General features: G+C 64.2%; 13 protein-coding genes. 6 read left to right on the top strand and 7 right to left on the bottom strand.

Annotated elements, in window-relative coordinates:
* Positions 1-113: 113 nt before the first annotated feature.
* From accD to dedD, 3 genes are all read left to right on the top strand, one after another.
* Positions 114-977 carry an acetyl-CoA carboxylase, carboxyltransferase subunit beta gene (gene accD / locus ACWPWQ_RS06725; RefSeq protein WP_139439506.1) on the top strand — a complete coding sequence of 288 codons (864 nt, stop codon included), beginning with the start codon at positions 114-116 and terminating at the stop codon, positions 975-977.
* A 2-nt stretch (positions 978-979) separates the two neighbouring features.
* Positions 980-2,239 carry a bifunctional tetrahydrofolate synthase/dihydrofolate synthase gene (gene folC, locus ACWPWQ_RS06720; RefSeq protein WP_454009351.1) on the top strand — a complete coding sequence of 420 codons (1,260 nt, stop codon included), beginning with the start codon at positions 980-982 and terminating at the stop codon, positions 2,237-2,239.
* Positions 2,240-2,305: 66 nt separating this feature from the next.
* Positions 2,306-3,091, top strand: coding sequence for a cell division protein DedD (dedD, locus tag ACWPWQ_RS06715; RefSeq protein ID WP_454009350.1), 786 nt, complete (start codon positions 2,306-2,308; stop codon positions 3,089-3,091).
* Between the two features lie 110 nt (positions 3,092-3,201).
* Here the strand turns inward: dedD and ACWPWQ_RS06710 are convergent, their stop codons facing one another.
* The 4 genes from ACWPWQ_RS06710 to ACWPWQ_RS06695 form a co-directional block, all read right to left on the bottom strand.
* A complete protein-coding gene (locus ACWPWQ_RS06710; RefSeq protein ID WP_429160091.1) occupies positions 3,202-3,558 on the bottom strand; it encodes a TusE/DsrC/DsvC family sulfur relay protein in 357 nt (118 codons plus the stop codon).
* A 152-nt stretch (positions 3,559-3,710) separates the two neighbouring features.
* Positions 3,711-5,846, bottom strand: a complete 2,136-nt coding sequence (gene yccS, locus ACWPWQ_RS06705) for a YccS family putative transporter (RefSeq protein ID WP_454009349.1) — start codon at positions 5,844-5,846, stop codon at positions 3,711-3,713.
* A 164-nt stretch (positions 5,847-6,010) separates the two neighbouring features.
* Complete coding sequence (locus ACWPWQ_RS06700; protein WP_111874565.1) at positions 6,011-6,667, bottom strand: Bax inhibitor-1/YccA family protein; 657 nt, start codon at positions 6,665-6,667, stop codon at positions 6,011-6,013.
* Between the two features lie 217 nt (positions 6,668-6,884).
* A complete protein-coding gene (locus ACWPWQ_RS06695) occupies positions 6,885-7,733 on the bottom strand; it encodes a helix-turn-helix transcriptional regulator (protein WP_429107601.1) in 849 nt (282 codons plus the stop codon).
* Between the two features lie 202 nt (positions 7,734-7,935).
* On the opposite strand from ACWPWQ_RS06695, the gene ACWPWQ_RS06690 reads away from it, so the two are divergent.
* From ACWPWQ_RS06690 to ACWPWQ_RS06680, 3 genes are all read left to right on the top strand, one after another.
* Positions 7,936-10,092, top strand: coding sequence for a TonB-dependent siderophore receptor (locus tag ACWPWQ_RS06690; protein WP_454009348.1), 2,157 nt, complete (start codon positions 7,936-7,938; stop codon positions 10,090-10,092).
* Between the two features lie 68 nt (positions 10,093-10,160).
* Positions 10,161-11,201, top strand: a complete 1,041-nt coding sequence (locus ACWPWQ_RS06685) for an alpha/beta hydrolase (RefSeq protein WP_454009347.1) — start codon at positions 10,161-10,163, stop codon at positions 11,199-11,201.
* 226 nt (positions 11,202-11,427) lie between these two features.
* Positions 11,428-11,733, top strand: a complete 306-nt coding sequence (locus ACWPWQ_RS06680) for a DUF6719 family protein (protein WP_342058255.1) — start codon at positions 11,428-11,430, stop codon at positions 11,731-11,733.
* A 66-nt stretch (positions 11,734-11,799) separates the two neighbouring features.
* On the opposite strand, the gene prpF is transcribed toward ACWPWQ_RS06680, so the two are convergent.
* The 3 genes from prpF to prpC all read right to left on the bottom strand — a co-directional run bounded on the left by prpF (position 11,800) and on the right by prpC (position 16,885).
* Positions 11,800-12,987, bottom strand: a complete 1,188-nt coding sequence (gene prpF / locus ACWPWQ_RS06675) for a 2-methylaconitate cis-trans isomerase PrpF (protein WP_454009346.1) — start codon at positions 12,985-12,987, stop codon at positions 11,800-11,802.
* Between the two features lie 122 nt (positions 12,988-13,109).
* Complete coding sequence (gene acnD / locus ACWPWQ_RS06670; RefSeq protein ID WP_454009345.1) at positions 13,110-15,728, bottom strand: Fe/S-dependent 2-methylisocitrate dehydratase AcnD; 2,619 nt, start codon at positions 15,726-15,728, stop codon at positions 13,110-13,112.
* The gene (prpC, locus tag ACWPWQ_RS06665; RefSeq protein ID WP_139439516.1) at positions 15,728-16,885 is read right to left on the bottom strand and encodes a bifunctional 2-methylcitrate synthase/citrate synthase; all 1,158 of its coding nucleotides are present in this window, start codon (positions 16,883-16,885) and stop codon (positions 15,728-15,730) included. The genes acnD and prpC overlap by 1 nt, the downstream gene beginning before the upstream one ends.
* Between the last annotated feature and the right edge of the window lie 4 nt (positions 16,886-16,889).

Here is a 16,889-nt window from a genome sequence, read left to right as displayed (position 1 = left end):
GGGCCCGAAAATTTGTGGTTTAATGATCCGTCATTTATTGCCATCGAGCCGTAAGTCATTGAACAATCAAGGCCCGATGCGTTTTGTCAGGCACAAAAGCATTAAGGAATTCCATGAGCTGGCTTGAGAAGATCCTTCCCAAGAGCAAGATCACTACACCGCGTCGTCACAACATTCCGGAAGGGGTGTGGACCAAGTGTACCGCTTGCGAACAGGTGCTCTACCGGGCAGAACTGGAGCGCAATCTCGAAGTGTGCCCCAAGTGTGATCATCATATGCGGATCAGCGCCCGCGCCCGCCTCGAGAGCTTCCTCGACGAGCAGGGCCGCACCGAGGTCGGTGCCGAGCTGGAGCCGCAGGACATCTTGAAATTCAAGGATTCCAAGCGCTACAAGGATCGTTTGTCTGCCGCTCAGAAAGAGACGGGAGAAAAAGATGCGCTGGTGGTGATGAAGGGGACCCTCAAGGGGGTGCCGGTCGTCGCCTGTTCATTCGAGTTCTCCTTCATCGGTGGCTCCATGTCCTCCGTGGTCGGTGCCCGCTTCGTGCGCGCCGTCGAGGAGAGCATCAAGGAAGGCCGCGGCCTGGTCTGCTTCTCCACCTCGGGTGGGGCGCGGATGCAGGAAGCGCTCTTCTCCCTGATGCAGATGGCCAAGACCAGTGCGGCGCTCGATCGCCTCACCAAGGCGGGCCTGCCGTTCATCTCTGTGCTGACCGACCCCACCATGGGGGGCGTCTCCGCCAGTCTGGCCATGTTGGGTGACATCAACGTGGGCGAGCCCAAGGCGCTGATCGGCTTCGCCGGTCCCCGCGTCATCGAGCAGACTGTGCGCGAGAAGCTGCCGGAAGGCTTCCAGCGCTCCGAGTTCCTGCTGGAGAAGGGCGCCATCGATCTCATCATCGACCGCCGCGAAATGCGCAGCCGTCTGGCCGGCCTGCTGGCCAAGCTGATGAACACTCAGGTCATCGAAGACTGAACATGAGTTCGCACATGCAACAATCTCAAAGCCGGTCGCTGGTCGACTGGCTTTCTTATTTGGAACGGATCCACCCGGTCAACATCGACATGGGGCTGGAGCGGGTCGGCGCCGTTGCCCGGCGCATGGGCCTCACCCAGTTGCCGTTCAAGGTGATCACGGTGGCGGGCACCAACGGCAAGGGCTCCTCCTGCGCCATGGCCGCCAGCATACTGATGGCCGCCGGTTACCAGGTGGGGGTCTACTCCTCGCCGCACCTGCTGCGCTTTACCGAGCGGGTGCGCATCGACGGGGCCGAGCTCTCTGACAGCGAGCACTGCGCCGCCTTTGCCGAGGTGGAAGCCGCCCGCGGCGAGATTGCCCTCACCTTCTTCGAGTTCGCCACCCTGGCGGGCCTGTGGCTCTTCTGCCGCGCCGCCCCCGACGTGCTGCTGCTGGAAGTGGGGCTGGGCGGCCGGCTCGACGCCACCAATGTGGTGGAGTCCGATGTGGCCCTGATCACCTCCATTGCGCTGGATCACTGCGACTGGCTCGGGGATACCCGCGAAGCGGTGGCGGTGGAGAAGGCCGGGGTGTATCGGGCGAGCAAACCCGCCATCAGCGGCGAGCCCAACCCGCCAGCGACCATCGCCAGCGAAGCGGCGCGTCTTGGCGCCTGCCTGCGCCAGGTCGGCCGCGACTTCCACGGCGATGAGCACGATGCAGACTGGGATTACCATGGCCTGAACCACTGGCTGGGGCTGCCCAAACCCGCCCTGCCGCTGATGAACGCGGTCACCGTGCTGGCGGCGCTGGAATCCCTCGGCTTGCCGCTCTCGGAGTCCGCGATCCGTGACGGGCTGGCCAATGCCCGGCTGGCGGGGCGGATGCAGCGGCTGCAAAACGAGCCCCTGGTCATCGTCGATGTGGCCCACAACCCCCATTCGGCGGCTTATCTCGCGAGCCAGCTGCGCCAGATCCCCTGCAAGGGCAAGCGCCGCGCCGTGGTGGGCATGCTGAAAGACAAGGACATGGCAGGGTCGCTCGCCGAACTCGATGGCCTCATCGACCAGTGGTTCCTGGCGAGCCTCACCGGCCCGCGCGCCGCCACCGCAGAGCAGCTTGCCGCCGCCCTCGGGGACAGGCAGGGACCGGCGGCGACCTTTGACGGCGTGAGCGCGGCTTATCGTGCTGCCCTGGCCGCATCGAGTCCTGATGATATGGTCATCGTCTTTGGTTCGTTTTACACTGTCGCCGATGTGCTGGCCGGGCAGCCGGCCTGATGAATCCGGCCATCATCGTTGTCCATAAAAAGCAGCAGGTTCTAAGCAACATGGGTGGGAATTAACTTGGCTTCGAAGTTTCAAAATAGATTGGTGGGGACCGTCATCCTGGTCGCCCTGGTTGTCATCTTTTTGCCGGATCTGATGGACGGCAACAAGCTGGAGCAGAAGGAAGAGGCATTTGCCAAGATCCCGCTGCGCCCCGAGCTCGAGCCCGCCAAGCCCGCCTTGCAGGTCTCTGCCGCCAGCACCCTGCCGGCCGATCACCTGGCGAGCCAGCAGCAGGCCTCTGCCGCCACCCAGTGGCAGGTAGAAGAGATCGGGGATACGGTGACCCTGGCCGCCAATCAGGCCTCTGCCGCCGCCCAGGCACAGCCTGCGACCCAGGTTGTGGCCAAGCCTGAGCCCAAACCCGTGTCCAAGCCCGAGGTGGTGGCCAAGAAACCGGTGGAGCAGCCCAAGCCCAAACCGGTTCCTCCCAAGCCGGTCGAGGTGAAGAAGCCGGTGGAGAGCAAGCCGCAGGCGGGCCAGATCAAGTCCATGGACGATCTCATCGCGAGCAAGATGACGACCCAGGCGGCCACCCCGGCACCTGCGGCGGCAGCCCTGGCCCAGGGCAGCTGGATCCTGCAGCTCGGCGCCTTCAAAAATGCCGACAGCGTCAATGCCCTGGTGGGCAAGCTGAGGGCGGCCGGCTACTCGGCCCAGACCTCGCCGAGGACCCCGGTGCAGGGGCAGATCAACCGGGTCTTTATCGGGCCGGATGTCTCCAAGGCCAAGCTGCAGGGCATGCAGAGCAGGATAAGCCAGATGACGGGGCTGAGCGGCTCCGTGGTGGCCTACAACCCCTGATGGGGGTTTGACGAACGCCGAACAAAAAATACCGCGCCTCATTTGACAGATGGGCGCGGTATTTTTTTGGTATCTGTTGATGGTCTCTCAGGGAGAGGCCGGGCTGGTTTTTAGATGCACTTCACCGGCTTGGGCAGGCCGGCGATCTTGGTGGCCTGCTTGGCGGGCCCCTCGGGGAACAGCTTGTAGAGGTAGCGGCTGTTGCCCTTCTCGGGGCCGTACTGCTTCTCCATCGCCTTGACCAGGGCGCGGATGGCGGGGGAGGTGTTGAACTCCAGATAAAACGCCCGCACGAAGCGCACCACTTCCCAGTGCGGCTCTTCCAGCACTATGCCCTCCTGCTCGGCCAGCACCAGCGCCAGCTCCTCGCTCCAGTCCTCGATGTGGCGCAGATAGCCCTTGGCATCGGTCTCGATGAGTTGGCCGTTGAAATGCAGCTGATGGTGTTCGGACGGGTGCTCGGACATGGAGGCTCCTCGGGCTGTCGGGATTGGGCGGGCATGGTAGCGCCTTGATCTTCGGCGAGCAACCGGCGCAGACGCACCAGGGGGCATAATTCACCAGGCAGGGTGTCGCCCCGCCCGGTGTGGTTCTCTGGACAGGTGTCTTTCTTCGCTCGTCAGGCGTTGCCTTGCCGGGTGAGCAGCTGGCCGTCGTTGGCCAGCATCAGCAGTTCATCCGCCAGCTGGCTGATGAGGGTGAGCTGCTGGGTCAGCATCAGCTGCTCCTCGCTGCTGTCCGGGGTGATGGCCGGGCATACTCCCTCGAGCCGGGCCGGCATCTCCCCCGCCAGGTGGCCGGCGGCCCGCTCCAGGGTATGGCTGATGTGGCGGCTGATCTCGTCAAGGCCCTCGATGGGCTCCAGCCTGTCCCGATGGGCCCCGAGGGCCGAGATATAGGAGAGCAGGGCGTGGTTGCGCCAGGTGAGGGTGAAGCAGAGGTCGAGGAAGCGGCGGCGCTTGCTCGGCTCCACCAGCATGCTCTGCCAGGCCATGGCCAGCTCGCTGTCGGCGAGGTGGGCACACTTGCGGGCCACCCGGTAGTCGAGGGACTCGTCGCGCTGGCGGTGCAGGCTGGCGAGCACCGCCGACAGGTAGCGGGCGTTGGCGGAGAGGGAGTTGGCAATCAGGGTCGGCAGCCGCTTGTATTGCCAGTCCGGCCAGAGCCAGGCCACCAGGGCGTAGGAGAGCAGGCAGCCGAGCAGGGTATCGAGCAGGCGCGGCCCCAGGATGGCGAAGCCGATGCCGTCCAGCAGGTTGAACGCCATCAGCACGTAGAGGGTGATGAAGCAGACGGCGGCGCTGTAGTTGCTGCGCACCTGGGTGAAGAACAGGAAGGCGGCCAGCCCCATGATCCCCAGTTGCAGGTGCAGCTCGGGGAAGAGCCAGAGCACGGGCACGCCTATCAAGATGCCGGCAAAGGTGCCGAGCATCCGCTGCACCAGCCGGCGCCGGGTGGCGCTGTAGCTCGGCTGGCAGACGAACAGCACCGTCAGCAGTATCCAGTAGCCCTTGTCCAGGCTGAAGGCCTGCAGTATGCCGTAACCCACCACCAGTCCCAGCGACAGTCGCAAGGCGTGGCGAAACACCATGGAGTTCGGGGTCAGGTGCTGCTTGAGCAGGGCCAGCAGCGGCAAGGGGGCAGGCCGCGCAAGGGGCGGCAGGCTGGCGGGCGGGGCGGCGGGGTTTTGCAGCTCCTCGGCGCTGGCCAGCAGCTCGTTGATGCTGGAGAGGTTGCGGCGCAGGAACTTCATCGGCGTCAGCAGGGTCTTGGGATAGTGCTGCTTGAGGTGGGTGAACTCCAGCTGGTCGCCTAGGGCCTCCAGGGTCCAGTGGATGCGCTTGTGATGGGCATAGGGCTTGTGCACCAGGATGGCGTAACCGAGCCGCTGGCACGCCTCCGAGAGCTGCAGGAACACCTCCTGGAAGCCGTCGAGGACTATGCCCTGCTTGAGCTCCGCTTCCAGCTTGCTGTAGGGGTAGTGGCTGGAGGTGGCCCGCTCCTGGATCTCCAGCGCCAGCAGGTAGAGCCGCAGCAGGCCGGCGAGCTCGGGCGCCGCCTGATGGCGGGTACTGAGGCGGGCGTTGAGCGCCGTCTTGGTCAGGTTCAGGGCATTGACCAGGTTGATGTTGAGCTGGGCCAGGTTGTGGCGAATGGCCTGGGCGCCGTGCTCGTCAGCCGGGAAGAAGCGGGATTTTTCCAACAGGTAGCGGCCGAGGGCGAAATAGCTCTGGGCGAGCTGCTCGTGCAGTGTCTTGTAGGGCAGCAGCCAGAGCCAGACCAGCGACACCAGGCCGTACCAGAGGGCGCCGGCGCCGAGCGCCAGCGGCTGGTAGAAGAGATCCGGCGCCTTGGCGGCCCCCAGCATGGTGTAGATGGCGATGAGCAGGGAGCCGAAGCTGATGGTGGCGTAACGTTGTCCGAGCGCCCCCACCATCACGAAGAGGAAGGTGGATCCCGCGAGCCCGATGGCAAACAGCCAGGGGGTGGGGAAGAGGTACTGCACGCACAGGGAGGCAAACAGGAAGCAGACCAGCGTCATGGCGAGGTTCTTGACCCGGCCCCAGAGGCTGTCATCGGTCTCGGCGATGGCCCCCGCCACCACTCCGAGGGAGAGCAGCACGGTGAGCTGGATGTCGCCTGTGGCCAGGGCGAAGGCGAGCAGCCCCAGGATGGCCAGCAGCACCTTGAGGGCGAAGTAGATATGGCTGTCGGTCAGCAGACGGCGCAATAAACCTGAGAAATCCATGGGCATGGGATAGACGCAACCCTTGAGCGAAACGAAAGCGACAGCATAACTCGTCGGCAACGAAGTGGCCCTGATTTGGATCAGGGCCACTTTGCTTCATATCCTTGATTTGCAACTTATCCTGACAGAAACAGGTGCCAATAAAAACCCCGCCGAAGCGGGGTTTTTCATCAGTTGCGGTTGCCGCCAAGCAGGCTCAGCAGACTCAGGAAGATGTTGTAGATGGAGACGTACAGGGTCACGGTGGCGGAGATGTAGTTGGTCTCGCCGCCGCGCACTATCTGCTGGGTGGTCAGCAGGATGGCGCCGGAGGAGAACAGCATGAACATGGCGGACAGGGCCAGGCTCAGGGCGCTCATCTGCAGGAAGATGTTGGCGACCATGGCCACCAGCAGCACCCAGAAACCGACGAACAGCATGCCGCCGATGAAGGAGAGGTCACGCTTGGTGGTCAGGGCATAGGCCGACAGACCGAAGAAGGTGAGCGCCGTGCCGCCAAGGGCCGTCATTACTATCTCGCCGCCGCCATTGTTCATGTACATGTTGATGATGGGGCCCAGGCTGTAGCCCATCAGGCCGGTCAGGGCGAAGGTGAACACCAGCCCCATGCCGTTGTCACGGTTCTTCTCGGTCAGGAACATCAGACCGTAGACACCGACCAGGAAGATGGCCCAGTGCAGGGGCGGCATGTTCATGACGGTGGCAACCCCGGCAACCACGGCAGAGAAGCCAAGAGTAAGGGAGAGCAGCATATAGGTATTGCGCAGCACCTTGTTGGTGTCGCGCACGGCACCCTGGGTGCCAGTGTAGATAGAACGGGTATCCATCTTGATGTCCTCTTGATTTCCGGGGTGAGGCGACCAATTACGCCTCGTTAACGCATTGTATGCACTGAATGTGTGGATGACGAGCGCTGATTTCAAGCGCCACACCACTGTGTCGGCCTCTACTATTCCAGAACAAAGATGTATTGCGCATGAACAAGAGGATGAAGCCGTGCGAGCGACAGGGCGGGCATCTGCATGTGCAGGCGGGTCGTCGCGCCTACTGAGTGTGCGCCCGCACGTGCCGGCTGGCCTGTCTGGGCGAATAGCCAAACAGCTTGCGAAACGCCGTGATGAAGTTCGCGACATGGCTGTAACCCGCGTGCTCGGCGGCTTCCTGCAGGGAGAGGCTGCGCTCTTCGAGCTTCGCCTTCGCCTGCTGCAAGGTTCGCTCGCGCAGATAGCGCTGCAGGCTCATGCCCAGCTCTTTCCTGGCCGTGCGCTGCAAGGTGGAGAGGCTCATGCCCAGGGTATCGGCGATGTCGGCCAGGGTCATGTGGTCCACCTTTTCATCCCGAAGCAACATCTTCAGGCGAGTCGGTTGCTCGCTGTGCCGCTGGCCACACACCTGGGAGATCTGCTGGAGGTTGCTCATCAGGCTCTCCCACAGGGTGAGGGCGAAGGCCTCCCGCATCAGCATCTCGGGAGCATTCTGGCTGCTGGTGAGGTTCAGCGCCTCCGCAATCTGCCCCAGATGCGGGGGCAGCGACCAGTCGACGCGACTCAGGTGATGGCTGAATACCCGCTCGAACCGCTCGTGCTGGGGGCCCGTCATCTTGCGCTCAAGCCAGGCGGGACTGAGCGACAGGACTATGCTGCGGCTACGCACCTGGGCCTTGGCGGCGCCCTGCACCATGTCGGGTCTGGCATAGAAGATGGCGGTGGCGACGATGGGATCGGACGTGTGAAAACGGCAGCCCCGCAGCTGATGGGTGGCCCCATAGGTCATCAGCGCCTTGCTCTCGAGGGGGATGGCGATGATGAGCTGCGGCGGCAGCTCCCGCTCGGTGGCAAAGTCGGCCTTGTGGACTATGTCCTTGTTGTGAAAGAGGATGCCGTCCTGAATCATCAGGTTCTCTACTCTTCCTGTGAACAAACCCCGTTTGCGAACGCGGGTATCTCTTACCACAGTGTCAGTCATGCTCACTTTGACCATTTCGAAGTATTAAATGACCAACCCGCAAAACTACTGCGGATACTCGAATGCTATATTAGCCCCCGCAAAATCAAATGAAAATGATTATCACCTCTGTTTGGGGGTCACTCTTTCTATGGTTGTCTTCAAGGATAAAGCGCCGAGCCCGCTGGCTCTGGCCGTCTCTGCCGCCCTGGCTGTCACTGTCGTTTCCCCGGTCCGGGCACAAACGGCGAACATCGAGCCGGATGAAACCCTGGTTGTCTATGGCAACCCGCTCTACGGGATGGCGTCGTCGGAGGAGACGGGGGGCTACGGCGTCGACTCGGCCACCGTCGGGACCAAGACCCCGGCGGCCCTGAAAGACATTCCCCAGTCGATCACTGTGCTGACCAACGACTACATAGAGGAGCGCAACTTCGTCGCGGTGGACGACTTGGCCAAGTACACGCCGGGCCTGCGCACCATGGTCAACGACAGCGGCCGCTCCTCCATCTTCTCCCGCGGCTACGAATACGATGAGGTGAACCTCAACGGCCTGCCATCGCCGATGCAGAGCAAGTTCGGCACCCTGCCGTCTCTGGCGGCCGTGGACAGGGTAGAGATCATGCGCGGCCCGTCCGGCCTGTTCAACAGCACCAGCGAGCTGGGGGGCGTCATCAACATGGTGCTCAAGCGTCCGACCGACGAGTTCAAGGGCTCGGTCACGGCGCGCTATGGCAGCTGGGACAGGCACTATCTGGAGGCGGATCTGGGCGGGGCACTCAACGAGGAGGGCTCGGTGCTCGGTCGCCTGGTGGTGGCCAACGCCGACATCAAGAACCAGGTCGACTACAACAACAACGACAACGGCACCTATTACGGCACCCTGGAGTTCGACCTGTCGGATCGCACCCTGCTCTCTGTCTATGCCCTGCACCAGACCAAGGACATACTGCCCACCAATGGCCTGCCGGCCTACCGCGATGGTTCCATGCTCGACATCGGCCGTAGCACCTATCTGGGCTCGGATGAAGATTTCTTCGATGCAAGCACCACGGATGTGGGGGCCGCCCTCCAGCATGCCTTCGCCAACGGAGGCGTGGCGCAGTTCTCGGCCCGCTACATGGACCACGACATGCGCCTGGAGCAGACCTACACCAATGGCCCAGTGGATGCTGCAGGGAACACGGGGCTGATGTTCAATGCCCAGGCGAACCAGCAGAAAAACATGGCGTTCGATGCCAACTACAGCCAGCTGTTCGGCCTGCTTGGGCACAAGAGCGAGTTCGTGCTGGGCTCTGACTACAAGCGCTACGAGTCCGACATCCAGACCTACACCAACCGCAACATCGGCAAGATCAACGTGTTCGACTTCGATCCGACCGGGGTCGCCAAGCCGAACTACCAGTACACCAAGAACGACCACGAAGAGCAGTCCGAGCTGGGCCTCTATGGCAAGGTGACCTGGCGGCTGCTGGAGCCGCTGGCGGTGATCACCGGGGCCCGGGTCTCCTGGTATGACACCGAGGTCGTCAACACCACCCTGAGCTCGGGGGCGCAGAGCAGCCAGTCCGGTGACTTCAAGGGGAAATTCACCCCCTATGCCGGGGCCGTCTATGACCTGACCGGGGAGCATGCGCTCTATGCCAGCTACTCCAAGGTGTTCAAGCCGCAGACCAGTCAGGATGAAAAGGGGGAGATGCTCACGCCGCGGGAGGGCAGCCAGTGGGAAACCGGCATCAAGTCCTCCCTGCTGGACGGCCTGCTCAATACCCGGGCGACCGCCTTCCTGATGAAGGACGCCAACATCGCGGCCCAGGCCTATGACGATCAGGGCATCGCCATCACCAACACCTACTGGGCCACCGGCAAGGTGGAGACCCAGGGGGTGGAGCTGGAGGCGACCGGCTACCTGAGCCAGCACTGGATGGTCATGACCGGCTATACCTTCACCGACATCGAGGAGAAATCCGGCGATCACAATCCGAAATTCGATGCTATTCCGCGCCACACCCTCTCCCTCTGGACCGACTACCACCTGGCGGACTGGGTACAGGGGCTGCATCTGGGGGGCGGGATGACGGCGGTCAGCGACTACTCCTTCAACCAGAAGGGGATCTCGACCCATCAGGGGGGCTATGCCCTGTTTGATGCGGCCGTGCGCTACGAGATCAACGACAGGATGCAGGCGACCCTGAACCTCTACAACATCCTGGATCGCGAGTACTTCTACCGTGTCGGCTCCACCACCACCTTCAACATGTACGGCGAACCGGCCAACATGATGGCGGGCTTCAGCTACAAGCTGTAACCCAGGTGACAACAGGGCCCGGTGGCCCTGTTGTCCTCTATCCGAACCCACTTCGTCCGATTCACCCTATGACAAGACTCATCGCGATACTGCTCACCATGATCACTCTCTCGTCTGCCCAGGCCGACATGCGCCATTACGCCGAGCGCTTCACCCACCACTCGACCCTGCTGGGGGAGGCGCGGCAATACAGCGTCTATCTGCCAGAGGGCTATGAACAACAGCCGCAGCAGGCTTTTCCCGTGCTCTATCTGCTCGATGGGGAGAAATTCCTGCTGGAGGTCGCGGGCATCACCCAGGCCCTGCGGGCCGGACTCAACCCGGCGATCCCGCCTCTCATCATCGTCGCGGTGCACAACACCGACCGGATGCGCGACTACACCCCGAGCCACACCCTGGTGCTGCCCAATGGGGCGCCGGCCGGCGCCGGTTATGCCAAGACCGGCGGCGGTCCGGCGTTCATGGAATACCTGACCCGGGAGCTGCGCCCCCTCATCGAGCACCGCTATCGCACCGCCTCGCCAGCCCTGCTGGTGGGCCACTCCCTCGGGGGCCTGCTGACCCTGGATGCGGTGGCCAGAGACAGCGGCCAGTTCCAGGGCTACATCGCCATCGATGCCAGCCTGTGGTTCGATTATCCGGCCAACTACCAGCGCATCGAGCGGGCCTTGCTTGGTCCGCTCAAGCATCCCGCCTCGCTGTTTGTGGCCGTGGCCAACAACCCCTTCACGCCTGGGTTTGGTCGCTCCGAGTTTCATCGGGATCAGTTGCGGCAGTTTGCACGCAGCCTGGTGGCGCACCCCGGCCACAACCTGTACGTCACCAGCCGCTACTTCGAGGAGGAAGATCACCACTCCGTCTATCACCTGGCGGTCTATCAGGGGTTGCAGCAGCTGTTTCGGGGTTACCGGCTGGATCTGACCCCGGGCCTCTTCAGCCGGCAGGCTGTCATCGCCCGCTACGAGGCCCTGAACCGGCGGCTTGGCAGCCAGCTTCGCCCCCAAAGGGAGAGCCTGCAGGCTATCAGGGAGAAGGGCGAGCGCTGGCCCCAGATGCAGATCTCCGTGCCCGAGGTCGATGCGCTGCTGGAGCGCTATTACGGGCAATGAGTTGGGAGACGGGGGTCATGAAGGCGGGCAGTGAGGCCCCCTGGGGCAAGGGCCCGGCCACTCCCGGGTGGCCGTCGGTACCCAACCGGGCGCGGATACTCACGTCTGGAATCGTCACAGCACCGCCCAGGGTGGCTGTCGGCCCTGGGGGATGGCTGGCACACTGCCAGTGTGCACGGAAACTGCGTGCCCGTGTGCATAAGCAGATCACGACAGGGAGTGACCTATGGCTGTCAGATGGAAGAGCGTGCTGTTGTCAGGGGGATTGCTGAGCCTGGTGTCGGGGTGCGCCCATTTCGCGCCTACCCCCATCACCTATCTGAGCCAGGATCCCGCGCCGGGCAAGCTCCCTTATGGGAAGGTTGCCTATGTGGATGACGGCCAATGCCCGGCTGATCAGGTGAAGCGGCTGATCGGTGGCGATGGGAAGAAGAACATACCGCGTCTTGTGGAGTGCGTGGCGCGCCCGCAACAACAGGCGGATCAGTGGTGGAGCAGCCCCGCCAGCGACCAGGGGGAGAGCACTCCTTGAGGTGAACATCATCACAAAGAGGCCCAGGCAATCGCTTGGGCCTCTTTCATGCCGGTGACGAAGGGGCTAGAAGGCATCCCCCGGCACCCGCACCCAGCCTTCCATCAGGATGCGGGCTGAGCGGGACATCACCGCCTTGGTCACCGTCCACTCGCCATCCACCTGTCGCGCCTCTGCCCCCACCCGCAGGGTGCCGGAGGGGTGGCCGAAGCGCACCGCCTCGCGCTCGCCGCCACCGGCCGCCAGGTTCACCAGGGTGCCGGGAATGGCCGCCGCCGTGCCGATGGCCACGGCGCAGGTGCCCATCATGGCGTGGTGCAGCTTGCCCATGGAGAGGGCCCGCACCAGCAGATCGACCTCATCGGCCTTCACCCGTTTGCCGCTGGCGGTGCGGTACTCCTTCGCCGGCGCGACGAAGGCGACTTTCGGGGTGTGCTGGCGGGTCGCCGCCTCGGCGGGCGTCTTGATGAGCCCCATGCGCAGGGCCCCGGCAACCCGGATCGCCTCGAAGCGGGCCAGGGCCTCGGGGTCGCCGTTGATCTGCTCGCGTAGCTCAGTGCCTTCATAGCCAATCTCTTCGGCGTTGACGAACACCGTCGGGATACCGGCGCTGATCAGGGTGGCTTTCAAGGTGCCGATGCCCGGCACCTCCAGCTCGTCCACCCGGTTGCCGGTGGGGAAGAGGGCGCCGCCCTCCTCGCCATCCTCGGAGGGGTCGAGAAATTCCAGCACGATCTCGGCGGCGGGGAAGCTGACCCCGTCCAGCTCGAACGCGCCGGTCTCCTGCACCTGGCCATTGTGCACCGGTACATGGGCCATGATGGTCTTGCGGATATTGGCCTGCCAGATCCGCACCACGCAGGTGCCGTTGTCCGGGATGCGGGACGGGTCCACCAGTCCGGCGTGGATGGCGAAGGCGCCGGCGGCGGTGGAGAGGTTGCCGCAGTTGCCGCTCCAGTCCACGAAGGCCTTGTCGATGGCGACCTGGCCGTAGAGGTAGTCCACATCGTGATCGGGCTGCTGGCTCTTGGCGAGGATCACGCACTTGGCGGTGGAGGAGGTGGCGCCCCCCATGCCGTCCATGTGGGCCGAGTAGGGGTCGGGGCTGCCGATGACGCGCAGGAAGAGTGCATCCCGGGCAGGGCCGGGTTGTTGGCAGCGTTCGGGCAGATCAGATAAGCGAAAGAAGACCCCCTTGCTGGTGCCGCCGCGCATATAGGTGGCCGGGATTTTCACTTGAGGTTCGTAGGCCATAGAAATCGTCCTGATTTGGATTGATGGCTTGCGGGAGTGGGTGCGAGACCCCCTCCCGGCCTCCCCCTTGAAAAAGGGGAGGAGTAACAGCCCCTCCCTTGTCAAAGGGGAGGGGCTGGGACTTAGCTTGCCGCCTGTTGCGCCGTCGACGCCAGGAAGTCCTGGGCGAAGCGTTGCAGCACGCCGCCCGCCTCAAAGACCGAGACCTCCTCGGCGGTGTCGAGACGGCAGGTCATGGGCACCTCGACCACCTCGCCGTTCTGGCGGCGGACAACGAGGGTGAGATCGGCGCGCGGCTGGCGCTCCCCCACCACATCGTAGGTCTCGGTGCCGTCCAGCCCCAGGGTGAGGCGGCTGGTGCCCGGCTTGAACTCCAGCGGCAGCACCCCCATGCCGATGAGGTTGGTGCGGTGAATGCGCTCGAAGCCTTCCGCCGCTATCACCTCCACCCCGGCGAGCCGCACCCCCTTGGCCGCCCAGTCACGGGACGAGCCCTGACCGTAGTCGGCACCCGCCACTATGATGAGGGGCTGCTTGCGCGCCATGTAGGTCTCGATGGCTTCCCACATCCGCATCACCCGGCCTTCCGGCTCGACCCGGGCGAGGGATCCCTTCTTCACCGCGCCGTTCACCACCGCCATCTCGTTGACCAGCTGGGGGTTGGCGAAGGTGGCGCGCTGGGCGGTCAGGTGATCGCCGCGGTGGGTGGCGTAGGAGTTGAAGTCCTCCTCCGGCAGGCCCATCTTCGCCAGGTATTCCCCGGCCGCGCTGCTGCGCAGTATGGCGTTGGAGGGGGAGAGGTGGTCTGTGGTGATGTTGTCCGGCAACAGCGCCAGCGGCCGCATCCCCTTGAGGGTGCGCTCGCCCGCCAGAGCCCCCTCCCAGTAAGGGGGACGACGGATATAGGTGCTCTGCGGACGCCAGTCGTACAGGGGCGCGACCTTGGGGCCATGATCCTCTTCAATGGTGAACATGGGAATGTAGACCTGGCGGAACTGGGACGGTTTCACCGAGGCCTTGACCACGGCATCGATCTCCTCGTCGCTCGGCCAGATATCCTTGAGGCGAATGTCGCGGCCGTTTACCACCCCCAGCACGTCTTTCTCGATGTCGAAGCGGATGGTGCCGGCGATGGCGTAGGCCACCACCAGGGGCGGAGAGGCGAGGAAGGCCTGCTTGGCATAGGGGTGGATGCGGCCGTCGAAGTTGCGGTTGCCGGAGAGCACCGCAGTGGCGTAGAGATCCCGGTCGATGATCTCCTGCTGGATGGCGGGATCCAGGGCGCCGGACATGCCGTTGCAGGTGGTGCAGGCGAAGGCCACCACGCCGAATCCGAGCCGCTCCAGCTCGCTGTCCAGCCCCGCCTCTTTCAGGTACAGGGCGACTGTCTTGGAGCCCGGGGCGAGGGACGACTTGACCCAGGGCTTGCGGACAAGCCCGAGCTTGTTGGCGTTGCGGGCCAAGAGGCCCGCGGCAATCACGTTGCGCGGGTTGCTGGTGTTGGTGCAGCTGGTGATGGCGGCGATGATGACGGCGCCATCCGGCAGCAGGCCGTCCGCCTCCTGGGTGCGGGCCTTGTCCAGATCCACGGCTATGCCCCGCGTGGCGAGATCGGCCACCGGCAGGCGGCGATGGGGGTTGGAGGGGCCCGCCAGGGTGCGCACCACGGTCGACAAGTCGAAGTGCAGCACCCGCTCGTACTGGGCGCCTGCCAGAGCGTCGGCCCAGAGACCCGCCTCCTTGGCATAGGTCTCCACCAGCCTGACCTGGTCGTCATCACGGCCGGTGAGTTTCAGGTAGTCGAGGGTCTGCTGGTCGATGAAGAACATGGCCGCGGTGGCGCCATACTCCGGCGCCATGTTGGAGATGGTGGCCCGATCGCCGAGGGTGAGGGCGGCGGCGCCCTCGCCACGAAACTCCAGGTAGGCGCCGACCACCTTCTGCTGGCGCAGGAACTCGGTGAGGGACAGCACCAGATCGGTGGCCGTGATGCCGGGCTGGGGCTTGCCGGAGAGCTCGACGCCGACGATCGAAGGCAGCCGCATCCAGGAGGCGCGCCCCAGCATCACGTTCTCCGCCTCTAACCCGCCAACCCCGACGGCAATCACCCCGAGGGCATCCACGTGGGGGGTGTGGCTGTCGGTGCCGACGCAGGTATCCGGGTAGGCCAGGCCGCGATCGGCATGGATGACAGGGGACATCTTCTCCAGGTTGATCTGGTGCATGATGCCGTTGCCCGGCGGGATCACCTCTATGTTCTTGAACGCCTGCCTGGTCCAGTTGATGAAGTGGAAGCGATCCTCGTTGCGGCGATCCTCGATGGCGCGGTTCTTGGCAAAGGCGTCCGGGTCGAAGCCGCCGCACTCCACGGCCAGGGAGTGGTCGACGATAAGCTGCACCGGCACCACCGGGTTCACCTGGGCGGGATCCCCCCCCTGATCGGCGATGGCATCGCGAAGGCCGGCGAGATCCACCAGGGCGGTCTGGCCCAGGATGTCGTGGCACACCACCCGGGCCGGGAACCAGGGGAAGTCGCGATCGCGCTTGTTGTGGACGATCTGGCCGAGGCACTCGCCGAGGATGGCCGGATCGCACCGGCGCACCAGATTCTCGGCGTGCACGCGGGCGGTGTAGGAGAGCCTGTCCCAGGCGCCGGGGGCGATGGCGTTCACCGCCTCCCGGGCGTCGAAGTAGTCAAGCTGTGTGCCGGGCAGGGGCTTGCGATATTGAGTGTTTACCATCACTTGCGCTCCTTGAGCGGCACGAAGGTCAGATCCTCCGGGCCGACGTAGTTGGCGCTCGGGCGGATGATCTTGCCGTCGATGCGCTGCTCGATGACATGGGCCGACCAGCCTGAGGTGCGGGCGATGACGAACAGCGGGGTGAACATGGCGGTGGGCACCCCCATCATGTGGTAGCTGACGGCGCTGAACCAGTCGAGGTTCGGGAACATCTTCTTGGCCTCCCACATGGTGGACTCCAGCCGCTCGGCGATGTCGAACATCTTGGTGTTGTGCTGCTCCTCACTCAGTGAGCGGGCCACCTCTTTAATCACCTTGTTGCGGGGGTCCGAGACGGTGTAGACCGGGTGACCGAAGCCGATGACCACCTCTTTCTTTTCGATGCGGGCACGGATGTCGGCCTCCGCCTCGTCCGGATTGTCGTAACGCTTCTGGATCTCGAAGGCCACCTCGTTGGCGCCGCCGTGCTTGGGCCCGCGCAGGGCACCGATGGCGCCTGTGATGCAGGAGAACATGTCGGAGCCGGTGCCGGCGATGACGCGGCCGGTGAAGGTGGAGGCGTTGAACTCGTGCTCGGCATAGAGGATGAGGGAGGTGTGCATGGCGCGCACCCAGGAGTCACGGGGCTTCTCGCCGTGCAGCAGGTGCAGGAAGTGGCCGCCGATGGAGTCGTCATCGGTCTCCACATGGATGCGCTTGCCGTTGTGGCTGAAGTGGTACCAGTAGAGCAGCACTGAGCCCAGGCAGGCCATCAGCTTGTCGGCGATGTCCCGGGCACCCGGGTGGTTGTGATCGTCCTTCTCAGGCGACAGACACCCCAGCACAGAGACGGCGGTGCGCATCACGTCCATGGGGTGGGCGGAGGGGGGCAGCTGCTCCAGGGCTGTCCTGACCCCGGTGGGCAGACCGCGCAGGGCCTTGAGCTTGGCCTTGTAGGCGGCGAGCTCGGCCACATTGGGCAGATGGCCGTGCACCAGCAGGTGGGCAATCTCTTCAAACTCGCAGCTGGTGGCCACGTCCAGGATGTCGTAGCCACGGTAGTGCAGATCGTTGCCGGAGAGGCCCACGGTGCACAGGGCGGTGTTGCCGGCGGCGGTGCCGGAGAGGGCGACGGATTTCTTCGGCTTGAAGCCGGTGGTTTCGGGCAGGGCGCTCATCACA

It is taken from the genome of Aeromonas sp. Marseille-Q7275, assembly GCF_965119515.1.
Note: the sequence above shows the minus strand (reverse complement) of the source record. Positions and strands in the feature narration are given on the sequence as shown.

Bases quoted from the DNA above. Each gene is read 5' to 3' on its own strand.
- folC (WP_454009351.1), top strand. From the start codon at position 980: ATGAGTTCGCACATGCAACAATCTCAAAGCCGGTCGCTGGTCGACTGG.
- ACWPWQ_RS06695 (WP_429107601.1), bottom strand. From the start codon at position 7,733: ATGATTCAGGACGGCATCCTCTTTCACAACAAGGACATAGTCCACAAG.
- prpF (WP_454009346.1), bottom strand. From the start codon at position 12,987: ATGGCCTACGAACCTCAAGTGAAAATCCCGGCCACCTATATGCGCGGC.
- accD (WP_139439506.1), top strand. From the start codon at position 114: ATGAGCTGGCTTGAGAAGATCCTTCCCAAGAGCAAGATCACTACACCG.
- yccS (WP_454009349.1), bottom strand. From the start codon at position 5,846: ATGCCCATGGATTTCTCAGGTTTATTGCGCCGTCTGCTGACCGACAGC.
- ACWPWQ_RS06690 (WP_454009348.1), top strand. From the start codon at position 7,936: ATGGTTGTCTTCAAGGATAAAGCGCCGAGCCCGCTGGCTCTGGCCGTC.
- ACWPWQ_RS06700 (WP_111874565.1), bottom strand. From the start codon at position 6,667: ATGGATACCCGTTCTATCTACACTGGCACCCAGGGTGCCGTGCGCGAC.
- ACWPWQ_RS06680 (WP_342058255.1), top strand. From the start codon at position 11,428: ATGGCTGTCAGATGGAAGAGCGTGCTGTTGTCAGGGGGATTGCTGAGC.
- prpC (WP_139439516.1), bottom strand. From the start codon at position 16,885: ATGAGCGCCCTGCCCGAAACCACCGGCTTCAAGCCGAAGAAATCCGTC.
- ACWPWQ_RS06685 (WP_454009347.1), top strand. From the start codon at position 10,161: ATGACAAGACTCATCGCGATACTGCTCACCATGATCACTCTCTCGTCT.
- acnD (WP_454009345.1), bottom strand. From the start codon at position 15,728: ATGGTAAACACTCAATATCGCAAGCCCCTGCCCGGCACACAGCTTGAC.
- ACWPWQ_RS06710 (WP_429160091.1), bottom strand. From the start codon at position 3,558: ATGTCCGAGCACCCGTCCGAACACCATCAGCTGCATTTCAACGGCCAA.